This is a genomic window from Arthrobacter sp. 05T420 (genome assembly GCF_056396305.1).
On record NZ_JBFTLG010000008.1, the window covers coordinates 16,592 to 36,126 of the forward strand.

Sequence of the window (19,535 nt, forward strand, 5' to 3'; positions counted from 1 at the left end):
GGGCAATGACTAATCCCAGCCCGCTTAACAGGGACGACGCCGGCCCGTCGCCACTGCCTGAGATCCCAGCACAGCTGCGGGCCGTCCTCAACGGGATACCAGCACTCGTGGGCTATTGGGACACGGGGCTGCGTAACCGCCTGGCCAACGATGCCTACTGCGAGTGGTTCGGGTTCGGGCCCCGGCAGCTGCACGGCATGCATGTCCGGGACGTGCTGGGCGAGACCGTCTTCGAGGCCAACCGACCGCACATCGAGGGGGCGCTCGCCGGAGAGCAGCAGCAGTTTGACCGGACGCTGGTGGACGCCGCGGGCGAGGCCCGTTTCACCGAGGTGACCTACACCCCCGACAATTGCGACGGCGTGGTCCAGGGCTTCTTCGTCGTGGTCACGGACATCACCGAGCGGGTGCTGGCCGACCGGCGCCGGCAACGGGACATGGACCGGTACCGTACCCTCGCGCGAAGCGTCCCCGGCGTCTTTGTACTCCTCTTCGACGCCGAGCTGCGCTACCTGATCGCCGAAGGCCGGGAGCTGGAGACCTTCGGCTACCGCAGGGAAGAGCTCGAAGGCCAGCGCATCCAGGACGTGCTCAAGGGCGATCTGGCCACTGAGCTGGAGCCGCGCTACCGTGCGGCCCTCGCCGGCCGCGAGGTCTCCTGGAACCGGCAGATCGGGCACCGTACCTACCGGCTGAATGCCCGGCCTGTCTACTCCGACGACGAGGCCGCGGCGGGCATGGTGGTGGCCGTTGACATTACCGAGCGCCTGCAGCAACAGCAGGTTTGGCAGGCCCTGCACGAAATAGCGACCGAAGTCGCGCGCAATGCGGCCCCCGCAGACATTTCAGAACGGGTCGCCGCTATTGTCCGCGATCTGTTCAACGTGGATTCCGCCGCCGTCGTCCGATTCACGGGCGCATCCTCGGCGGAAATCGTCGCCATGGCCCCGACCCTCCCGCCGACCCTGAGCCGGCGCCAGATCTTCGCCCCGACGGACGAGTCCGCCACCGTCCGGGTGGCAGTGACCGGCAAGCCGGCCCTCGTTCTCTACCGGCCGGAGGGCGGACAGGCAGCCAAGGAGATGCGCGCCGGCGGCTTCCAGTCAGCGGCGGCGGCGCCGATTCGGGTCCGCGGCAGCCTGTGGGGTGCGCTCAGCCTGAGCTCAAAATCGCGCACCGGGGTCACGGAAGCGATGATGGAGCGGCTGGCCCAGTTCGCGGAGCTGGTCGAGATCGCCATCGGCAACACGGAGGCATGGACCGAGCTGGAGCAGCAGGCCACCACCGATGCCCTGAGCGGCTTGCCCAACCGGCGGGCCCTGGAACGGCACCTCATCGAACACGTTGCGCAGGCAGGGAGCCGCGGGACGAGGCTGAGTGCCATTGTCCTGGATATCGACCACTTCAAGAGAGTCAACGACACCTATGGTCACTTGATGGGCGACGCCGTCCTGGCGGAGGTCGCGGCCCGGCTCCGGACGGTCGCCCGCGCCAAGGAGGTCGTGGCCCGATTCGGCGGCGAGGAGTTCGTGTGGCTGCTCCCGGAAACCGACGGGGCCGAGGCCCTGCGCGCGGCCGAACGTGCCCGCGAGGCCATCGCGTCCGAACCGTTCGGGAAAGTTGGTTTCCTGACCATCTCCGCCGGAGTCTGCGAGCAGAGCGACGCCGCGGCCGGTTCCCTCCTGGACTGCGCGGACCGGGCCCTGTACGAGGCCAAGAACGGCGGCCGTAACCGCACGTCCCGGTACGGCCACCCCAGCCAGGCGGTTCAGTCTGACCAGGCCGGCCGGGCGCTGGACGGCACTGACACACGGTTAGCCTAGATCACGCGCGGAGCCTAGACGAAGGCTGACTTCCCCGTCACGGCCCGGGCCACGATCAACGAATTGATTTCGTAGCTGCCCTCGTAGGTATAGAGAATTTCTGCGTCGCCGAAGAGCTTGCCCATCTCATAGTCGCTGCTGATGCCGTTGCCGCCCATGAGCGAGCGGCCCATCGCCACCGACGCACGCGCCAGCCGCGTGGTGGTCGCTTTGGCCATGGCGGCCTGGACCATCTCAAGCTTGCCGTCTTCCTGGATTCGCGCCAATTGAGCCATCAGGGCCAGGGAGGCTGTCGCGTTGCCCAGGATCTCGGCGAGTTGCTGCTGGATGAGCTGAAAGCGGGCCAGTTCCTTGCCGAACTGGCGGCGCCGCAGCGAATATGCGCGTGCGACGTCGAAAGCGGCCAACTGGATGCCGGCGCCCTGCCAGCCCACCCAGGCCCGTGAATCGCGCAGCAACTCATTGGCCTTGGAGAAGTCGGTGGCGCCGGGCAGCAGGTTGGCCGCCGGAATGCGGACCTCGTCCAGGACAATGTCGGCGTTCTGCATGATGCGCAGGCCGATCTTGTTGGCGATCTTCGTGGCGGTGTAGCCGGCGCGGTCCGTCTCCACGATGAAGCCCTTGATGTGCTGGTCAGCGACGTCCCGGGCCCAAACGAGGGCGAAGTCCGCGATGGTTCCGGCGCCGATCCATCGCTTGGCACCGTTGAGGACCCACTCGTCGCCGTCCAGCCGCGCGGTGGTTTCCAGGCCACCGGCGATGTCCGAGCCGTGGTCCGGTTCCGTCAGGGCGAAAGCTCCGAGCTGCGTGAACGCGGTGAGGCCGGGGAGCCAGCGCGCCTTCTGTTCCTCCGAGCCCAGCTCATCGATCATGCCGACGATCAGCTCATTGTGGATGCCTACGAGCGCCGAAAGGGAAACGTCGGCGCGGGCCACCTCGACGTACATGAGCCCTTTGAAGAGCTTGGACGTGCCGTCCGTTTGCAACCCGCCCAGCCCGTATTTGCCGAGTTCCGCGAGCAGGCCGAAGGGAAACTCCTCGCGGTTCCAGTAGTCGATCGACGCGGCCCGGATCCGGGACTGCAGGAATTCCCGGACCTCCTGGTAACGGAGCTGTTCGTCCGGCGGCAGCAGGTCCACGATGTACATCAGGTCGGCGTCGGGAAAGGGCGGCAGCGCTGTGTTTGTTTCGACCGCGGCAACGGCTGTTTGGGCTGCGGCTGCTTCGGCTGCGGCTGTGTCCGATTCGGCTGTGTTTGTTACCGCTGGCGCCGGTTGTCCGCTGGCACGTCCTTGTGGCTGCACGGGCACGTTTCCCTTCGTCATGCGCCGCTTGCAGAGCAGCGCCGCTCTTCCAAACCCTTGGATGTCCTAGTATATTGCACAGTGACGGGGATCACTAGCCAGGCACCGTGCCGGGCCGGCGGACCCCAGGCAACGGCGCTGTGCCACGGACCGCCCGGAACGGCAGCGCCAGAGGACTTCGAAAGGTGCACCCATGACCGTGACTGAGGAATTCCGGGCCGCGCGGGACCGGCTGCTGGCCCTGCGGGGGGACTACGACGGCGCCCGCAGCGAATTCCAGTGGCCGCGCTTCGAGGAATTCAACTTCGCCCTGGACTGGTTCGACCAGCTCGCGGCAGACCCGGCAAAGGCGGACAAGCCGGCGCTGGTGATCGTGGAACAGGACGGGTCCGCGACCCGGCGTAGCTTCGCGGACCTCTCCAGGCGCTCGTCCCAGGTGGCCAACTGGCTGCGCGGACAGGGTGTGAGGCGCGGGGACCGGATGATCATCATGCTCGGCAACCAGGTGGAGCTCTGGGAACTCATGCTGGCCGGCATCAAGCTGGGCATCGTCATGATCCCCACCACCACCCTGATGGGTCCCGCCGACCTCCAGGACCGGGTGGAGCGCGGCGGCGCGTCCTGGGCCGCCGTCGGCAGTGCCAACATCGCCAAGTTCGCCGACGTCGCCGGTGACTACATACTGATCGAAATCGGCGGGGGCCCCACCGATCCCGCCGCAGCGCCGGACAACGCCCGGCAGTACGCGGAAGCGGCGGCTGCCAGCGCGGACTTCACCCCGGACGCCCCCACCCTGGCCGACGAGACCCTCCTGCTCTACTTCACCTCCGGCACCACGTCCAAGGCCAAACTCGTCGAACACACGCACACCTCCTACCCGGTGGGGCACCTGTCCACGATGTTCTGGATCGGGATGGAACCGGGCGACGTGCACCTCAACGTGGCGTCGCCGGGCTGGGCCAAGCACGCCTGGTCCAATGTGTTCACACCCTGGATCGCCGAGGCCTGCGTGTTCATCTACAACTATGAGCGCTTCGACGCCAAAGCGCTCATGGAACAGATGGACCGCGAATCCGTGACCAGCTTCTGCGCCCCGCCCACGGTCTGGCGGATGCTGATCCAGGCCGATCTCACGCAGCTGTTGAACCCGCCCACCAAAGTGGTATCCGCCGGCGAACCGCTTAACGCCGAAGTGATCGACCAGGTCCACCGTGCCTGGGGTCAGACCATCCGGGACGGCTTCGGCCAGACCGAATCCACCGTACAGATCGCCAACACCCCGGGCCAGCCGATCAAGATCGGCGCCATGGGCAAGCCACTGCCCGGCTACGACGTCGTGCTCGTGGACCCCGCCACCGGCGAAGAGGCCGACGACGGCGAGCTCTGCCTGCGCCTCGACCCCCGCCCCGTGGGCCTCATGAAGGCGTACCACGGCGACCCGGAGAAGACCGCCGATGCTTTCCGCGACGGTTACTACCACACGGGGGACATGGCGAGCCGGGACGAGCGCGGCATCATCACGTATGTGGGCCGCGGCGACGACGTTTTCAAGTCCTCCGACTACCGGCTGTCCCCGTTCGAACTGGAGAGCGTGCTGATTGAGCACCCGGCGGTGGCGGAGGCCGCCGTCGTCCCCTCCCCCGACCCGCTCAAGCTGTCGGTGCCGAAGGCCTTTGTGGTCCTGGCGGCCGGGCACCAGCCGGGCCCGGAGCTGGCCGAGGACATCCTGCGGTACTGCCGGGAGCACTTGGCCCCGTTCAAGCGGATCCGCCGGCTGGAGTTTGCCGAGCTCCCCAAGACGATCTCCGGCAAGATCCGGCGGGTGGAGCTGCGGCACAGCGAGGAGCTGCGGCACGGCGGCGGGGCCGTGCCCGAGGGCTTCGGCGTCGAGTACTCCGACTCCGATTTCCCAGGGCTCAAGGGTCAGGGCTGAGCATGGGGACACCGCTGCCGCGAGACCCGATCGCCGACGCCCGGCTGAACTGGGAGCGCCACGGCTGGTCCGACGTCGCCGCCCCGATGGCCGCGATCACCGCCATCATGCGGACCCAGCAGATTCTGCTGGGCCGGATTGAGGCCGTCCTCAAGCCGTTCGGACTCACCTTTGCCCGGTACGAGCTGCTGGCGTTGCTCAGCTTCGCCCGCAGCGGGGCGCTGCCGATGAACAAAGCGAGCGCGCTGCTGCAGGTCCATCCCACCTCGGTCACCAACGCCGTGGACCGGCTCCAGAACGCCGGGCTGGTGATCCGCTCACCGCACCCCACGGACGGCCGCACCACCCTGATCGAGCTCACCCCCGACGGGCGCGCCCTGGCCAAACGGGCGACGGCGGTACTGAACTCAGAGGTCTTCGGCCAGTCCGGCTTCGGGGACCAGGACGTGGACCAGCTGATCCGGATCCTGGGCACGTTCCGCCGGAACGCCGGGGATTTCAGCTGAGCGGCGAAGGCGGGCCCGGCGGTATCGTCGGTGGCGGCGTCTCCCGCGCCGCCGGTTCCCTACGTTCCGGCACGGGCTCGGCCGTGTGAAGCACCCGCCACGCGGTTACCCCGGCGAGCACCGCAGCAATGGCGGCGCCCACGATTAGCCAAGGTTTCCCGGGCCGGCGTCCGTGGGTTTTACCAGTTGCCGGAGTTTCCACCTCGGGAAGGATCCGCGCAATGTGCTCGTGAACCCGCGGGGTCACGGCTTCCACTCCCCCGGCCAGTTCGTCGGCAATGGCCCTCAGCGTGGCTTGGAGTCGGGGCGACGCTACGTCGATGCCGGCATCAACTTGTCCCAGAGCACGGCGGAGGGCGGCTTCGACGCCGGGTGTCGCCCATTCCCTGCCCTTTGCCAGACGGGCGATAAGGTTTTCTTCGAGATGGCGGGCTTGAGCCGCCCGGTCAGTTTTTTCGGACACACGCACAGCAGCCTCCACTGGTTGATAGGTGTGAGGCAAAGCCTAGGGTTTGATCCCGGCGAAGAACAGCCTTGATTTTCAACTGCGGGCCCTTGTCTGGATTCCAAGCTTTATGCAAGGAGGTTCAGGCAGGATACGGGTCTGAGGGTATCCCGATTGAACATGGGGTGGTTGTTATGGGTGCAGACCAAAGGCGGAGCCCGTCCGTCCTGTTTTGGGTTGTTACCGCTGTCATTCTCGGCGCCCTCGTGGCCTTGGGCTCGTATGCGGTGAGCGTCTTGGCTCCCCTGTTCTTCCCTGTCTGAGACAAATCGACGTCATTGTCTCGATAACCAGGGACCACGTGGCAGCGCCTCCTCCAGTGCGCCCACCGGCAGTGCCCCGGCCGTTCAAATGAAAACCTGTTTTGCCCGGGAACCGTCCGGAGTATCGTGGTTCGGAGCCGGACAGTGCCGTCCGTCAGGCAGCAATTAGTGCTCACAGAGCGTCGATTCGCAATCGCCTAGGAGGGGCCATGACTCCGCCCACCATCCCCATCCCCCAGCCTCCCACGAAGCCGGTGGTCGGCAACTTGCCGGACATTGACTCCAGCAAGGGAATCCTGGGAATAGTCGAGGTGGCCGAGCGGTACGGCCCCATTGTCCGCATCCAGTTCTTCAACCGCAGCATCATCGCCATCTCCTCCCAGGAGCTCGTCAACGAAGTGTGCGACGAATCCCGTTTCGGCAAGGTGCTGGGCGTCTCCCTTCGGCAGGTGCGGGAATTCATCGGCGATGGATTGTTCACCGCAAGAACGGATGAACTGAACTGGCAGAAGGCGCACCGGATCCTGATGCCGGCATTCGGGCCGGCGGCGCTGACGCGGATGTTCAGCGGCATGGACGACATCGCCGAGCAACTGCTCCTGAAGTGGGAGCGGCTCGGCCCGACGGCCCGGATCGACGTGCCGGACAACACCACCCGGCTGACCCTGGACACCATTGCCCTGTGCTCGTTCAGCTACCGGTTCAACAGCCTCTACCGGGAAGAGATGCATCCCTTCGTCGGGGCCATGGTCCGTGGCCTGGTCGAATCCGGGGATCGGGCGCGCAGGCTCCCGGTCCAGAACAAGATCATGCTGCGCAGACGCCACCAGCTCGAGGAAGACCATGCCCTGATGTTCGAGGTCGCCGACCAGATGATCAGCGACCGTCGGCGCAACCCCAGCCCGGCGGGCAGCGAGGACATCCTGGACACCATGCTCAACGCCGCGGACCCGGTGACCGGCGAGCGGTTGAGCGAGGAAAACGTCCGCTACCAAATGGTCACTTTCCTGGTGGCCGGGCATGAGACCACCAGCGGCCTGCTGTCCTTTGCGCTGTACGAACTGCTGCGCCATCCGGCCGTCCTGGCCAAGGCTCGCGCCCAGGTGGACGAGATCCTCGGCACCGAGAGCGCCCGGTTCGAACACCTGCCCCGTCTCGGGTACCTGGACCAGATCCTCAAGGAGACGCTCCGGCTGTGGCCCACCGCCCCGGCCTTCAACGTCGCCGCGCACGAGGACACGACGCTTGGCGGCCGCTATGAGGTCCCGGCAGGCCAGCCCATCATGGTCCTGATCCCGCGGCTGCACCGGGACAAGGCTGCCTGGGGCGAGGACGCCGAAATCTTCGATCCGGACCGGTTCTCACCTGTTCGGGCCGCAGAAATCCCGGCCAATGCCTGGAAGCCCTTCGGCAACGGACAGCGCTCGTGCATCGGCCGGGGCTTTGCCCTGCAGGAGGCCATGCTCTTCCTGGCCAAGCTCCTGCAGCGCTTCGAGGTCACGGCGGCGGACCCGGGCTATGAACTGCAGATCAAGCACACACTGACGATGAAGCCCGAGGGGCTGTTCATCCACGTGCGCAGGCGGGACGTCGCGATCGCACCCGGTCCGCAGGCCGCCGTCGAACACGCCCGGCAAACCGAAGCGGCAGCGGCGGCCGCCGCGCCCAACGGTGTCCCGATCCGTGTGCTCTACGGTTCTAATGCAGGCACGTCCAAGGACTTCGCCCAGCGCGTCGCCAACGACGCCGGACGGCGCGGCTACAGCCCCACCATCGGTCCGCTCGATGAGGCGGCCGGCGGACTGCCATCGGAGGGGCTCGTCGCAATCGTGACGTCCTCCTACGAGGGGCAGCCGCCGGACAACGCCCGCAAATTCGTAGCCTGGACCGAGGGCCTGCAGCCGGGCAGCCTCGCCGGGGTACGGTATACGGTCTTCGGCAACGGCAACAAGGACTGGGCGCGAACGTACCAGGAGGTGCCCAAGGCCATCGACGCCCGGCTCGAAGCTGCCGGCGCCACGCGGATCTATGCCCGGGGCGAAGCCAACGCCCGCGGCGACTTCTTCGGCGATTTTGAAGAGTGGTACGCCGGACTTTGGCCCGCCGTGGACGGCGCCCTCGGGCAGCGGACCAGCCCGCCCACCGCGCAGCCCCAGCTTGAACTCCAGTTCGTCGGCAATGTCCGGGATCCGCTGCTGCGCCAGAACGGGCTGGCACTCGGCACCGTCGTCGCGAACCGGGAACTGGTCGATCTGACCAAGCCCGGCGCCCGGTCCAAGCGGCATGTGGAGATCGCCCTGCCCGAGGGGATGAGCTACCAGACCGGGGACTATCTGGCCGTGCTGCCGCTGAATCCCAGCGCCCTCGTGCAGCGTGCCCTGGCCCATTTCAACTTTGACTACGACTCGCATATCCAGCTGAGCATGGAGCGGGGGGACACTTTCCTGCCCACGGGTGCTCCCGTGGCCGTGGGCGAACTGCTGAGCAGCTACGTGGAACTCGCGGTCCCGGCCACCCGCCTCCAACTGGAGGACCTGGCTGATGTCGCGGCGGATCCCGCACACCGTGCCGAACTTGAGGCCCTGGGCCAGGACCGCGGGCGGTACGCGGCCGAGATCCTCGAGAAGCGGGTCTCCCTCCTGGACCTGCTGGAGACATATCCGTCATGCCAGCTGTCGTTCACCTCGTTCCTGCAACTCCTGACACAGCTGACCCCCCGGCGGTACTCCATTTCCTCGTCCCCGCTATGGAGTCCCGACCATGCGACCCTGACCTTCACCGTCATCGAGTCCCCGGCGTGGTCGGGCCGCGGCGTCTTCGAAGGCGCCTCGTCCACGTACCTCGCCCAGGCCAGGCCCGGGTCCAGGGTCGCGGTCACTGTCCGTCCCTCGAATACGGCTTTCCACCCGCCCCCGTCACTGGAGGTCCCGCTCATCATGGTCTGCGCAGGGACCGGACTGGCACCCTTCCGCGGCTTCGTCCAGGACCGGGCGCTGCGGGCCGAGGCCGAGGACACGACGCCGGCGCCTGCCCTGCTGTTCTTCGGCTGCCGGGCCCCGGACACCGACTTCCTCTACCGCGCCGAACTCGCGTCGTGGGCGGAGCAGGCCAACCTGGATCTGCGGCCGGTCTTTTCCACCGCTCCCGAAGACGGCCTGAAATATGTCCAGGATCGGCTCTGGGCCGACCGGGCCGACGTCGTCGAGCTGGTCCGGCAGGGCGCCACGGTCTACGTCTGCGGCGACGGCAAGCACATGGCGCCGCAGGTCCGCGGGACGTGCACCCTCATTTACCAGGAAGCGACCGGCGCTTCCAAGGAGGAGGCCGAGGCGTGGATGGATGAAGTGGAACGCACGCACGGCAGGTACGTGGCCGACATCTTCACGTAGGCCGAGCCCACATATTTGGCGCATATTGCCGCCATTTGGCGCCGCCGCGCCGTGTCCGGTTCCGCCTAACGGTGGTTGAACTCCGGCTGCCGCTTCTCGGTGAAGGCGGCCATGCCTTCCTTCTGGTCCTCGGTGGAGAACAGCGAGTGGAACACCCGCCGTTCAAACAGCACGCCCTGGGCAAGCCCGGTCTCAAACGCCGCGTTCACCGCTTCCTTGGCCACCATCGCCACCGGTTTGGACTTGGAGGCGATCACCTCGGCAGCCTTCAGCGCCTCCTCGACGACGTCCGCGGCCGGGACCACACGGGACACCAGGCCCGCGCGTTCGGCCTCCTCGGCGTCCATGAAACGCCCGGTCAGGATCATGTCCATCGCTTTGGATTTGCCCACGGCGCGGGTCAGCCGCTGTGAGCCACCCATGCCGGGGAGCACACCGAGGTTGATTTCGGGCTGGCCGAACTTGGCGTTGTCCCCCGCGATGATGAAATCGCACATCATCGCCAGCTCGCAGCCGCCGCCCAGCGCAAAGCCGGACACGGCTGCCACGACGGGGATTCGCAGCCTGGTGAAGTCCTCCCAGCCGCGGAACCAGTCCGCCGCGTACATGTCCATGTAGCCCTTGGACTGCATCTCCTTGATGTCCGCGCCGGCGGCGAAGGCCTTCGCGGAACCTGTCACCACCACGGCACCGACCTCCGGGTCCGCGTCCATTTCGGTGACGGCCTTCACCAGCTCCTCCATCGTGGCCTTATTCAGGGCATTGAGGGCTTCGGGCCGGTTGAGCGTCACGAGGCCCACGCGGCCGCGGCGCTCCACCAGGATGTTCGCATACTGTTCTGTCATGAGTGGTCCCCTTAGGTGGTGCTCGTCTGGTTCTGCTTGTGGTTTCTGCGTGTGGCTTCCGGGACTAGTGCCCCGACGTGCCGGATTCTGATGTGCCTGCTTCCGACTTGTCACGGATGTCGGTGATGATGCCGGAGAAGTCTCGGCCGGCACCGCCTTCCGCGGCAAAGGTATCGTAAATTTCGGATGCGAGGGGGCCGAGGCGGGCCGCGACGCCGGTGCTCTGGAGCGCGTTGAGGGCCAGCTTGAGGTCCTTGGCCATGAGCGCCCCGGCGAAGCCGGGCTGGTAGTCCCGGTTGGCGGGGCTGGTCGGGACCGGCCCGGGCACGGGGCAGTTGGTGGTCAGTGCCCAGCACTGTCCCGAGGCGGCGGAGGCGACGTCGAACAGTGCCTGATGGGTCAGTCCGAGCTTCTCGCCCAGCACAAAGGCCTCGCTGACGGCGATCATCGAGACGCCCAGGATCATGTTGTTGCAGATCTTGGCCGCCTGGCCCGCACCGTGGGCGCCGGTGTGGACCACCCGTTTGCCCATGACTTCCAGCAGCGGTTTGATGGCCTCGAAGTCCTCCGGGAGGGCGCCGACCATGAAGGTGAGCGTGCCGGCCTCGGCCCCCACCACGCCTCCGGACACGGGGGCGTCGACGGCGCGGTGGCCCGCCGCCACCGCGAGTTCTGCGGCCTCGCGGGCCTCGTCCACGTTGATCGTGGAACAGTCCAGGAACATGGTGCCCGGGGCGGCCAGTTCAAGCAGGCCGGGCTCACCGCCGGGGCCGCGGTAGGCGTCGAGGAGGTGCTTGCCGCTGGGCAGCATGGTCAGCACGACGGCGGCGCCCGCCGCCGCTTCGGCTGCCGTCCCGGCGGTTGGAATGCCGTGCTCCCGGGCGGCGTCAAGGGCGGCCGGCACCACGTCGAAGCCGGTCACCCGGTAGCCGGCCTTGACCAGGTTGACGGCCATCGGGCCGCCCATGTGCCCCAGGCCGAGGAAGGCGATGGTGCCGGTAACGGCGGCTCCTGCTTCAGACATGGTTCTTCTCCTTGTTCTTCTCCGTCGCAGAGAGCTTCAGTTCGCGCCCGCCCAGCGGGGCGAAGTAGGCCGCGACGTCCTCTCGCGTGACCTCCGCGAGGGTGGCGGGCTTCCAGCGGGGATTGCGGTCCTTGTCCACCACCTGGGCGCGGATCCCTTCGCGGAAGTCCGGTCCGGCGAGGAAGCGCAGGCCCACGCGGTACTCCTGCTCGAGCGCCTGCTCCAGGCTCAGTCCGCGGACTCGGCGCAGGGACTCCAGGGCTACCTTCACCGCCGTCGGCGACTTGGCCTCGATGGTGTCCGCGGCGCCCGCGGCCTCCCCGCCCACCGTGCGCAGCCGGCGCAGGACTTCCTCGGCGTCGTCGCTGGAGTAGCAGGCGTCGATCCATTCCTGCTGTGCGGCGAGGACTGACTGCGGAGCCGGTTCCCCGAAACGGGCGACGGCGGCGTCCGCCGCCTCGGTCTCGAGCGCCATTGCGAGTTCAGCCAGGCTGGCGGAGGGCACGAAGTGGTCGGCGAGGCCCAGGAACAGCGCGTCTGCGCCGCTCAGGTGGGCGCCGGTCAGGGCCGCGTGGGTGCCGGTCTCCCCCGGCGAGCCGGAGAGCAGCAGGGTGCCGCCGACGTCGGGCACGAACCCGATGGTTGTTTCGGGCATGCCCGTGCGGGTGCGTTCGGTGACGATCCGCACGGAGCCGTGGGCCGAGATCCCCACGCCACCGCCGAGGACCAGCCCGTCCATGAACGCCACGTACGGCTTGGGGTATTCAGAGATGAGCAGGTTCAGCCGGTACTCGTCCGCCCAGAAGTCCGCGGTGGCGTCCCCGCCGTCGAGCATGTCCCGGTAGATGGCGACGATGTCGCCGCCGGCGCAGAGTCCGCGGTCGCCGGCGCCGCGGACCAGTACCGTGGCGACGGCGTCGTCATCGGCCCAGAGCGTGAGTTGTTCGAGCATGGCGGCGGCCATCCCGGCCGTCAGGGCGTTGACGGCCGTGGGCCGGTTGAGGGTCACTACGCCGAGGCTGCCGCGCCGTTCAAACAGGACTTCCGCGGCTTCCCCGGGCAGGCGTTCGCCGGCCGCTGCTCCGCTGTCCGCTTCCCGCGAAACTTCCGCCCCCATCAGCTGCCTTCCGGCATGACGAAGCTGCTGCCGGAACGGATGCCGGAGGGCCAGCGGCTCGTGACCGTCTTGGTCTTCGTGTAGAAGCGGAAGGCGTCGGCTCCGTGCTGGTTGAGGTCGCCGAATCCGGAGGCCTTCCAGCCGCCGAAGGTGTAGTAGGCGATCGGCACGGGGATGGGGACGTTGATGCCCACCATGCCCACCTGGACCCGGCTGGCGAAGTCGCGGGCGGCGTCGCCGTCGCGGGTGAAGATGGCCACGCCGTTGCCGAACTCGTGTTCGCTGCAGAGCCGGAGCGCCTCGTCGTAGTCCTCGGCGCGGAGCACGCTCAGGACCGGGCCGAAGATCTCCTCTTTGTAGATCTTCATATCCTTGGTGACGTTGTCGAACAGCGTGGGACCGACCCAGAAGCCGCCGTCGTAGCCTTCCACCGTTAGCCCGCGGCCGTCCGTGACGAGGCTGGCGCCTTCTTCGACGCCGGAGGCGATGTAGCCCTCGATCCGCTCCTTCGCGGAGGCCGCCACCACCGGGCCGAAGTCGGAGTCCTTGGCAAGGCTGTGGCCCACCTTGAGGCCGGCGATCCGCGCCTGCAGCTTCTCCACGAGCACGTCCGCGGTCTTCTGGCCGACCGGAACGGCCACCGAGATCGCCATGCAGCGCTCTCCAGCGGAGCCGAAGCCTGCCCCGATGAGGGCGTCCGCGGCCATGTCGAGGTCCGCGTCCGGCATGATCACCATGTGGTTCTTGGCGCCGCCAAAGCACTGGGCGCGCTTGCCGTTCGCTGCGGCCGTGGCGTAGATGTACTGGGCAATGGGCGTGGAGCCGACGAACCCGATGGCCTGGACCCGGGGATCCTCCAGCAGCGCGTCCACGGCCTCCTTGTCACCGTTGACCACGTTGAAGACGCCGTCGGGGAGGCCCGCCTCGGTGAAGAGCTCGGCCAGGCGCAGCGGCACGGAGGGGTCCCGTTCGGAAGGCTTAAGGATGAAGGCGTTGCCTGCGGCGAGGGCCGGCCCGGACTTCCAGAGCGGGATCATGGCCGGGAAGTTGAACGGCGTGATGCCGGCAACCACGCCGAGGGGCTGCCGCATCGAGTGCACGTCAACGCCGGTGCCGGCGTTGTCCGAGAACTCGCCTTTGAGCAGATGCGGGGCACCCGCGGAAAATTCGACCACTTCGACGCCGCGCTGGATGTCACCTTTGGCATCGAGGAAGGTCTTGCCGTGCTCGGAGGAGAGCAGGGTGGCGAGCTCGTCCATGTGCTCGTTGACCAGGTCCACGAACTTGAGCAGGATCCGGCCGCGGCGCTGCGGGTTCATCGCAGCCCATTCCACCTGCCCCTTTTCCGCGCTGGCAATCACATTGCGCACTTCCTCTGCGCTGGCCAGCGGCAGCCTGGCCTGGACCTCGCCGGTGCAGGGATCAAACACATCGCTGAACCGGCCGGAGGTGCCGTCCACCCGCTGCCCGTCAATGTAATGGGATAGTTCTCGAACCATGACCGAATGCTCCTTTGCATGTGACCTAGATCATCTCTGCAGCCGAATATACTCGGACTTCCTACTAATTTCCAGAGGGACGGACGCCGCCGGCCGCTTTGTCCGGGGGCCAAGTTCGGTAAGTTAGGGACTGTGAAGATAGCTACCTGGAATGTGAACTCGCTCCGTGCCCGCGCCGACCGTGTGGAGGCCTGGCTCCAGCGCACGGACTGTGACGTCCTGGCCATCCAGGAAACCAAGTGCAAGGACGAGAACTTCCCCTGGGAGCTTTTCGAGAGCATGGGCTACGAGGTGGCGCACTTCGGCCTGAGCCAGTGGAACGGCGTGGCGATCGCCTCCCGGGTGGGAATCGACAACGTCGAACGCACCTTCCTGGACCAGCCGGTATTCGGCAAGAACGGCAAGGACGCCGTCCAGGAGGCCCGCGCCATCGGCGCCACCTGCGGCGGTGTCCGGGTCTGGAGCCTCTACGTCCCCAACGGCCGCTCCCTCGATGACGAGCACATGCCGTACAAGCTCAACTGGCTGGACATCCTGAAAACCCAAGCCGGCACCTGGGTCAAGGAGGACCCCCAGGCGCAGATCGCGCTGATGGGTGACTTCAATATCGCGCCGCAGGACGACGACGTCTGGGACATCGATTTCTTCCGCACCAACGCCATGACCCACGTCAGCGAGCCTGAGCGGGCCGCCTTCCACGCCTTTGAGGAGGCGGGGTTCCAGGATGTGGTCCGCCCGCACACCCCGGGACCTGGCGTCTACACCTATTGGGACTACACGCAGCTCCGCTTCCCGAAAAAAGAGGGAATGCGGATCGACTTCATTCTTGCCTCCCCGGCCCTGGCGGCACGGGTCACCGGTGCGATGATCGACCGCGAGGAGCGCAAGGGCAAGGGCGCCTCGGACCACGCCCCGGTGCTTGCGGAACTGGCGGACTAATGGCTGCCGCCCAGGAAGCGTCGTGATCCTATGACGGGGAACATTTACCACGGACAGGCCGGGCTGCCGTTCTCTTCCGCGCTCCGGATCTACGAGCCCCTCGAGGCGTTCCCCGAGAAGCAGCAGGAAACCCTGCGGGCCGCCGGCGTCGGCCAGGCGTCCCGCGCTGCCGTGGAGAACGCCGAGCTCCTGGCGTCCCTGGGCCGCATCACCCGGTCCGACGGGGACCCGTTTCCCACCGGCCGGACGGACCTCGTGCGCGTTGTCCCCGCCCCGGCACGGCGGGCGCCCACCGGCTCAGCGCACGACGCCGCCGAGCCCGGCACCGCCGCCGCACCGCAGGCCGAGCGGCTGCTGTACTGCCCCAGCCAGATGGTCCTCCGCGCCGGGTTGGCCGCCAATGCCCTGATGGAAGGCATCCACGGGCCGCTGGCCCAGCTCCTGATCCCGGAAGAACAGCGGGACAAGCACCAGGAACGCATTGATGAGGTGCGGGCCCACGATGGCCTGAGCCGGGTCCACACCCGGGCGTCCACCTGGGGAATCCCGTTCAGCTGGTTCTGCCTCTTCCAGGAATCGGATCCCACCGACGTCGTCGAATCCGAGGGGCACATCGTGACGGTCCGCATCCGTGCCGGCATCGGCAACGCACTGGAGCGCGTGAGCTACGCGGTGGCGCACCTGGCCTTGGCCGCACCCGATCTCGACATGCTCGAGGACCTGACCCAGCTCACGGAATGGCTTGAGCTGTTCCACCCGGATTCGGCAGTGGAACTCGATTACGGCGGCGTGGCAGACAAGGTCTACCCGGACGATTCGCCGCTGGACGTCCGCCTCGGCATCGAGTGCCTGGCGGAGGGCGACATGACCGGCGCCGCCGCGGCCTACCGCCGGCTGGCCTCGCGCTGGGTGCCGATCCGCCAACTGGCCCGCGCTTCCTAAGCCAGGCCGGACCGCAACCCTGCAGTCCTTGCGGGACGGCCGCCACGGCCGAACGCGCTAGCGGAGCCGCGCGGACGTCCGTACCGGCGGCGCCGTCGTTGTCCGCACAATCAGCCGGTGCGGCGCCACTGCGGACTGCACGGCCCCGGCAATTCCGTCGAGCTCGTCCAGCAGCATCTTGGTGCCGAGTTCGGCTTGCAGGTCCGGCCGCTGCCCGACCGTGGTGAGGCCCATGGCTTCGGCGAAGTCGTGGTCGTCGATGCCGATGACCGACAAATCCTCCGGGACGCGGACACCGGCCTTGTTGGCCTCGAAGATGACGCCCATGGCCATCTCATCCGAGGCGCAGAAGATTGCTGTGGGCTTGGGCCCGTCGGTGGCCCAGAGACGCCGGAACGCTTCCTGGCCGCTGCGGACGGTGAAGTCCCCCCACACGTCCCATTCGGCCCGGGCGGGCAGCCCGGCCTCGCGCATGATGTCGTGGAAAGCTTGGATCCGGACCCGGGGGACGTCGAAGTTGAGGTCGGTTTCGTCGTCACCGTGCAGGAGCGCGATGTCGGTGTGGCCCAGCCCGATCAGGTGGCGGACCGCGGTGGCGGCAGCGGCGTAGTCGTCAATGCCAATGTAGGGGCATTCCTCCACATGGCCGCCCACCACCACGAGCGGGATATCGATCTTCTGGAGATGCTCGATTTCCTCATGGGTGAGCGCCATGCAGAGGACCAGCAAGGCGTCTATCTGCTTATAGACCATGGTCTTGCTGAATAGCCGCTCACGGTTGCTGCCGTGGCCGCCGAGGTTGAAGAGGGACAGGTTGTACTGGCGGGAGTGCAGTTCCCGGTCCGCCCCCTCGATGGCCTTGGAGAAGAACCAGCGGCTGACGAACGGGGCCAGCACTCCGATGGTTTTGGTCCGGCCCGTCGCCAGGCCGGACGCCGAGGACGAGGCGACGTAGCCCAAGGATTCGGCAATACCGAGGATCTTCTCCCGCGTCGCCGGGGAAACGCGGGGCAGTCCGCGGACTGCCCGGGATACGGTGGCCGTGGATACGCCGGCAGCGGCGGCAACATCCTCAATGCTGACGCCGGAGTGGCCGCCGCGCTGCGCCCTTTCTGTCCGTGCCACCTTTGTCCCCTTGTTGACGGTCCGCGGAAGCCTGTCGGCTGCCCGCAGACGTGCTGCGCCTGCCTCCCCCGCGGCAGATGAATAGTCCTGGCCCCTGGCTGCCTAGCGGCGCCGGCTGGCCGTGCGTCCGGGCAGACGCCGGCGCAGCCGGATCATCCCGTAGATGGCCAGCAGCATGGCCAGCAGTCCCAGCGCCCAGAAGAGGGCCGGCTGGGCGGTCACTTCCATCCAGACGGTGACCACCAGCAGCACGGCGGCCCAGAAGCCGAGGAACCCGATGATGATGTCGAAGTCCTCACCGGAGCGCACCTTTCGACGCGTTGCCGGCACGTGGCCCAGATTCTGATCGTCAGTCATGAAAGAACCCTCACTGGACGCCATCCTCACTTGACCGCGCCGGCGGTGAGGCCCGCGACGATCTTGCGCTGGAATACAAGCACCAGGATGACCAAGGGAATGGTCACGATGGTTCCCGCCGCCATGATCGCGGTGTACGGGATCTGGTTGGGCTGCGCACCGGCGAAGCTGGCAATGGCCACGGTGACCGGCTGCGTTGCGTCGGACGAGAGCTGGCTGGCGATCAGGAATTCATTCCACGAGGAAATGAACGCCAGGATGGCCGTGGTGAAGATGGCCGGCGCGGCCAGCGGCATGATGACCTTCCGGAACGCCTGTCCCTGCGTACAGCCGTCCACCCGAGCCGATTCCTCGAGCTCCCACGGCATCTCCCGGAAGAAGGAGGTCATGGTGTAGACCGTCAGCGGCAGCACGAACGAGATGTTCGGGATGATCAGGGCCTGGTAGGTACCCATCCAGCCGATGTTCGTAAAGAGCTGGAACAGCGGAGTGATGAGGGCGACGCCCGGGAACATGGAAGCCCCCAGGATGAAGCCCAGGACGAGGTACTTGAACTTGAAGTTCAGGCGGGCCAGGGCGTAGGCGGCGAAAACGCCGATCACCAGCGAAACAATGGTGACGACGGTACCGATGAACAGGCTGTTGAGCAGTGCCTGGCCAAAGTGGTTGCCGAAGGACGTGTCGAACGCCGTTTTGAAGTTGTCCAGCGTCACGTGGGTCGGCAGGATCGAGGTGTCGTACGTGTAACCGACGTCGCGGAACGCCGTCACCACCATCCAGTAGGCCGGAGCCAGGCACCAGAAGAGGATCACAACCGCACTGATGTACGTGCGGCCCTGGGCCCACTTCTCGCGGTTCTGCGCGACCTTCCGTCCCCGGTCCTGCTCTGCGCGCAGCTCGGTTGCGGCGCTCGTCGCGGCGGTCATTTCTTCCCCTTACCTGCGCCGGTCTGCTGCTCCACCACGTTCGCTCCGAGGAAGCGTACGAAGATGAAAGCCACCAGAAAGATGATGATGAACGTGATGGTGGACAAAGCCGCCGCCGCGTTGAAGCCCTGCCTGATCTGGTTAATTACCAGGATGGAGAGCGTTGTGGTGTTGTTCGCTCCACCCGTCAGGATGTACGGGAGGTCGAACATGCGCAGTGCGTCCAGGGTGCGGAACAAGATGGCCACCATGAGCGCCGGCTTCACCAGCGGGAGGGTGATCATCCGGAACCGCTGCCAGGCCGAGGCACCGTCAACCTTGGCTGCCTCGTACACTTCCGCGGGAATCATCTGCAGGCCGGCAAGAATCAACAGCGCCATGAACGGCGTGGTCTTCCAGACGTCCGCGATGATCACGGCCCATCTCGCCGGCCACTCGCTGCCGGTCCACAGGATGGTGGTGTTGAAGAGCTTGTTGCCGATGCCTTCGAAGGCGAAGATGAACAGCCACAGCTTGGCCGTCACGGCGGTGGGGATGGCCCACGGCACCAGGACAGCTGCGCGGACCAGGCTCCGGCCCGCAAAGGCCCGCGCCATGATGACTGCCATCCAGAAGCCGAGCACCGTCTCCAGTCCCACCGTGACGATGGTGAAGAAGAAGGTGGTGCCAGTGGCAGACCAGAACTGCGCACCGAGGGTACCCGGCGGGCAGTCAACGGTTCCGCCGGACGGAGCCGGGCACTGCTGGAAAATCCAGTTGACGTAGTTCGAGAAGCCGGCCGGGCCACCCTCTACGAAGAGACCCGTGGCGGGGTCCAGACCGGCATCCTTTTGAAATGACATCACAATGGCGGTGATGATCGGGTAAACGATCACGACCGACAATGCGAGAATAGTCGGCGCCAGGAGCCAGGCTGCCCAGCGCCCCTGCGTCGCGATGCGGTTGTCCTCTCCAACACCCTTGGGTGCGTGGTGGATCGGGGCCCCGCCCGACGCCGGTGCCTTGACCGACGTCGGGCCTACTTCAGTTGCCATGATG

At 67.0% G+C, this 19,535-nt stretch carries 15 protein-coding genes; 6 read left to right on the forward strand and 9 right to left on the reverse strand.

The features are described from left to right. Window positions 1-5: 5 nt before the first annotated feature. On the forward strand, window positions 6-1,823 hold the full coding sequence (locus AC1DEM_RS09380; RefSeq protein WP_476884105.1) for a sensor domain-containing diguanylate cyclase: 1,818 nt from the start codon (window positions 6-8) through the stop codon (window positions 1,821-1,823). Between the two features lie 14 nt (window positions 1,824-1,837). Here the strand turns inward: AC1DEM_RS09380 and AC1DEM_RS09385 are convergent, their stop codons facing one another. Continuing rightward, entirely contained in the window at window positions 1,838-2,971 is a 1,134-nt protein-coding gene (locus AC1DEM_RS09385) for an acyl-CoA dehydrogenase family protein (protein WP_476884241.1), read from the reverse strand. 349 nt (window positions 2,972-3,320) lie between these two features. Between AC1DEM_RS09385 and AC1DEM_RS09390 the strand changes: the two genes are divergently transcribed. The 3 genes from AC1DEM_RS09390 to AC1DEM_RS09400 all read left to right on the forward strand — a co-directional run bounded on the left by AC1DEM_RS09390 (window position 3,321) and on the right by AC1DEM_RS09400 (window position 9,723). Further along, entirely contained in the window at window positions 3,321-5,060 is a 1,740-nt protein-coding gene (locus AC1DEM_RS09390; protein WP_476884106.1) for an AMP-binding protein, read from the forward strand. A 2-nt stretch (window positions 5,061-5,062) separates the two neighbouring features. After that, entirely contained in the window at window positions 5,063-5,566 is a 504-nt protein-coding gene (locus AC1DEM_RS09395; protein WP_377984616.1) for a MarR family winged helix-turn-helix transcriptional regulator, read from the forward strand. A 977-nt stretch (window positions 5,567-6,543) separates the two neighbouring features. Further along, a complete protein-coding gene (locus tag AC1DEM_RS09400) occupies window positions 6,544-9,723 on the forward strand; it encodes a bifunctional cytochrome P450/NADPH--P450 reductase (protein ID WP_476884107.1) in 3,180 nt (1,059 codons plus the stop codon). 65 nt (window positions 9,724-9,788) lie between these two features. Here the strand turns inward: AC1DEM_RS09400 and AC1DEM_RS09405 are convergent, their stop codons facing one another. The 4 genes from AC1DEM_RS09405 to AC1DEM_RS09420 all read right to left on the reverse strand — a co-directional run bounded on the left by AC1DEM_RS09405 (window position 9,789) and on the right by AC1DEM_RS09420 (window position 14,208). Further along, a complete protein-coding gene (locus tag AC1DEM_RS09405) occupies window positions 9,789-10,568 on the reverse strand; it encodes an enoyl-CoA hydratase (RefSeq protein ID WP_476884108.1) in 780 nt (259 codons plus the stop codon). A 64-nt stretch (window positions 10,569-10,632) separates the two neighbouring features. Next, on the reverse strand, window positions 10,633-11,592 hold the full coding sequence (gene mmsB, locus AC1DEM_RS09410) for a 3-hydroxyisobutyrate dehydrogenase (protein ID WP_476884109.1): 960 nt from the start codon (window positions 11,590-11,592) through the stop codon (window positions 10,633-10,635). Beyond that, complete coding sequence (locus tag AC1DEM_RS09415; RefSeq protein ID WP_476884110.1) at window positions 11,585-12,709, reverse strand: enoyl-CoA hydratase/isomerase family protein; 1,125 nt, start codon at window positions 12,707-12,709, stop codon at window positions 11,585-11,587. The genes mmsB and AC1DEM_RS09415 overlap by 8 nt, the downstream gene beginning before the upstream one ends. Next, window positions 12,709-14,208 carry a CoA-acylating methylmalonate-semialdehyde dehydrogenase gene (locus AC1DEM_RS09420; protein WP_476884111.1) on the reverse strand — a complete coding sequence of 500 codons (1,500 nt, stop codon included), beginning with the start codon at window positions 14,206-14,208 and terminating at the stop codon, window positions 12,709-12,711. The genes AC1DEM_RS09415 and AC1DEM_RS09420 overlap by 1 nt, the downstream gene beginning before the upstream one ends. 132 nt (window positions 14,209-14,340) lie before the next feature. Between AC1DEM_RS09420 and AC1DEM_RS09425 the strand changes: the two genes are divergently transcribed. After that, window positions 14,341-15,147, forward strand: coding sequence for an exodeoxyribonuclease III (locus AC1DEM_RS09425; RefSeq protein ID WP_476884112.1), 807 nt, complete (start codon window positions 14,341-14,343; stop codon window positions 15,145-15,147). Between the two features lie 30 nt (window positions 15,148-15,177). After that, complete coding sequence (locus AC1DEM_RS09430; protein ID WP_476884113.1) at window positions 15,178-16,089, forward strand: DUF8083 family protein; 912 nt, start codon at window positions 15,178-15,180, stop codon at window positions 16,087-16,089. 57 nt (window positions 16,090-16,146) lie between these two features. Here the strand turns inward: AC1DEM_RS09430 and AC1DEM_RS09435 are convergent, their stop codons facing one another. From AC1DEM_RS09435 to AC1DEM_RS09450, 4 genes are all read right to left on the reverse strand, one after another. Continuing rightward, a complete protein-coding gene (locus AC1DEM_RS09435) occupies window positions 16,147-17,214 on the reverse strand; it encodes a LacI family DNA-binding transcriptional regulator (RefSeq protein ID WP_476884114.1) in 1,068 nt (355 codons plus the stop codon). A 102-nt stretch (window positions 17,215-17,316) separates the two neighbouring features. Then, the gene (locus AC1DEM_RS09440; protein ID WP_476884115.1) at window positions 17,317-17,571 is read right to left on the reverse strand and encodes a hypothetical protein; all 255 of its coding nucleotides are present in this window, start codon (window positions 17,569-17,571) and stop codon (window positions 17,317-17,319) included. Between the two features lie 26 nt (window positions 17,572-17,597). Further along, a complete protein-coding gene (locus AC1DEM_RS09445; RefSeq protein ID WP_476884116.1) occupies window positions 17,598-18,497 on the reverse strand; it encodes a carbohydrate ABC transporter permease in 900 nt (299 codons plus the stop codon). Next, the gene (locus AC1DEM_RS09450) at window positions 18,494-19,531 is read right to left on the reverse strand and encodes a carbohydrate ABC transporter permease (RefSeq protein ID WP_476884117.1); all 1,038 of its coding nucleotides are present in this window, start codon (window positions 19,529-19,531) and stop codon (window positions 18,494-18,496) included. Before AC1DEM_RS09450 ends, AC1DEM_RS09445 begins: the two co-directional genes overlap by 4 nt. Between the last annotated feature and the right edge of the window lie 4 nt (window positions 19,532-19,535).

What these genes read in the sequence shown, in the direction of transcription:
- AC1DEM_RS09390 (WP_476884106.1), top strand. Translation starts at nt 3,321, where the DNA reads ATGACCGTGACTGAGGAATTCCGGGCCGCGCGGGACCGGCTGCTGGCC.
- AC1DEM_RS09440 (WP_476884115.1), bottom strand. Translation starts at nt 17,571, where the DNA reads ATGACTGACGATCAGAATCTGGGCCACGTGCCGGCAACGCGTCGAAAG.
- mmsB (WP_476884109.1), bottom strand. Translation starts at nt 11,592, where the DNA reads ATGTCTGAAGCAGGAGCCGCCGTTACCGGCACCATCGCCTTCCTCGGC.
- AC1DEM_RS09395 (WP_377984616.1), top strand. Translation starts at nt 5,063, where the DNA reads ATGGGGACACCGCTGCCGCGAGACCCGATCGCCGACGCCCGGCTGAAC.
- AC1DEM_RS09405 (WP_476884108.1), bottom strand. Translation starts at nt 10,568, where the DNA reads ATGACAGAACAGTATGCGAACATCCTGGTGGAGCGCCGCGGCCGCGTG.
- AC1DEM_RS09380 (WP_476884105.1), top strand. Translation starts at nt 6, where the DNA reads ATGACTAATCCCAGCCCGCTTAACAGGGACGACGCCGGCCCGTCGCCA.
- AC1DEM_RS09385 (WP_476884241.1), bottom strand. Translation starts at nt 2,971, where the DNA reads ATGTACATCGTGGACCTGCTGCCGCCGGACGAACAGCTCCGTTACCAG.
- AC1DEM_RS09400 (WP_476884107.1), top strand. Translation starts at nt 6,544, where the DNA reads ATGACTCCGCCCACCATCCCCATCCCCCAGCCTCCCACGAAGCCGGTG.
- AC1DEM_RS09445 (WP_476884116.1), bottom strand. Translation starts at nt 18,497, where the DNA reads ATGACCGCCGCGACGAGCGCCGCAACCGAGCTGCGCGCAGAGCAGGAC.
- AC1DEM_RS09415 (WP_476884110.1), bottom strand. Translation starts at nt 12,709, where the DNA reads ATGGGGGCGGAAGTTTCGCGGGAAGCGGACAGCGGAGCAGCGGCCGGC.
- AC1DEM_RS09420 (WP_476884111.1), bottom strand. Translation starts at nt 14,208, where the DNA reads ATGGTTCGAGAACTATCCCATTACATTGACGGGCAGCGGGTGGACGGC.
- AC1DEM_RS09450 (WP_476884117.1), bottom strand. Translation starts at nt 19,531, where the DNA reads ATGGCAACTGAAGTAGGCCCGACGTCGGTCAAGGCACCGGCGTCGGGC.
- AC1DEM_RS09430 (WP_476884113.1), top strand. Translation starts at nt 15,178, where the DNA reads ATGACGGGGAACATTTACCACGGACAGGCCGGGCTGCCGTTCTCTTCC.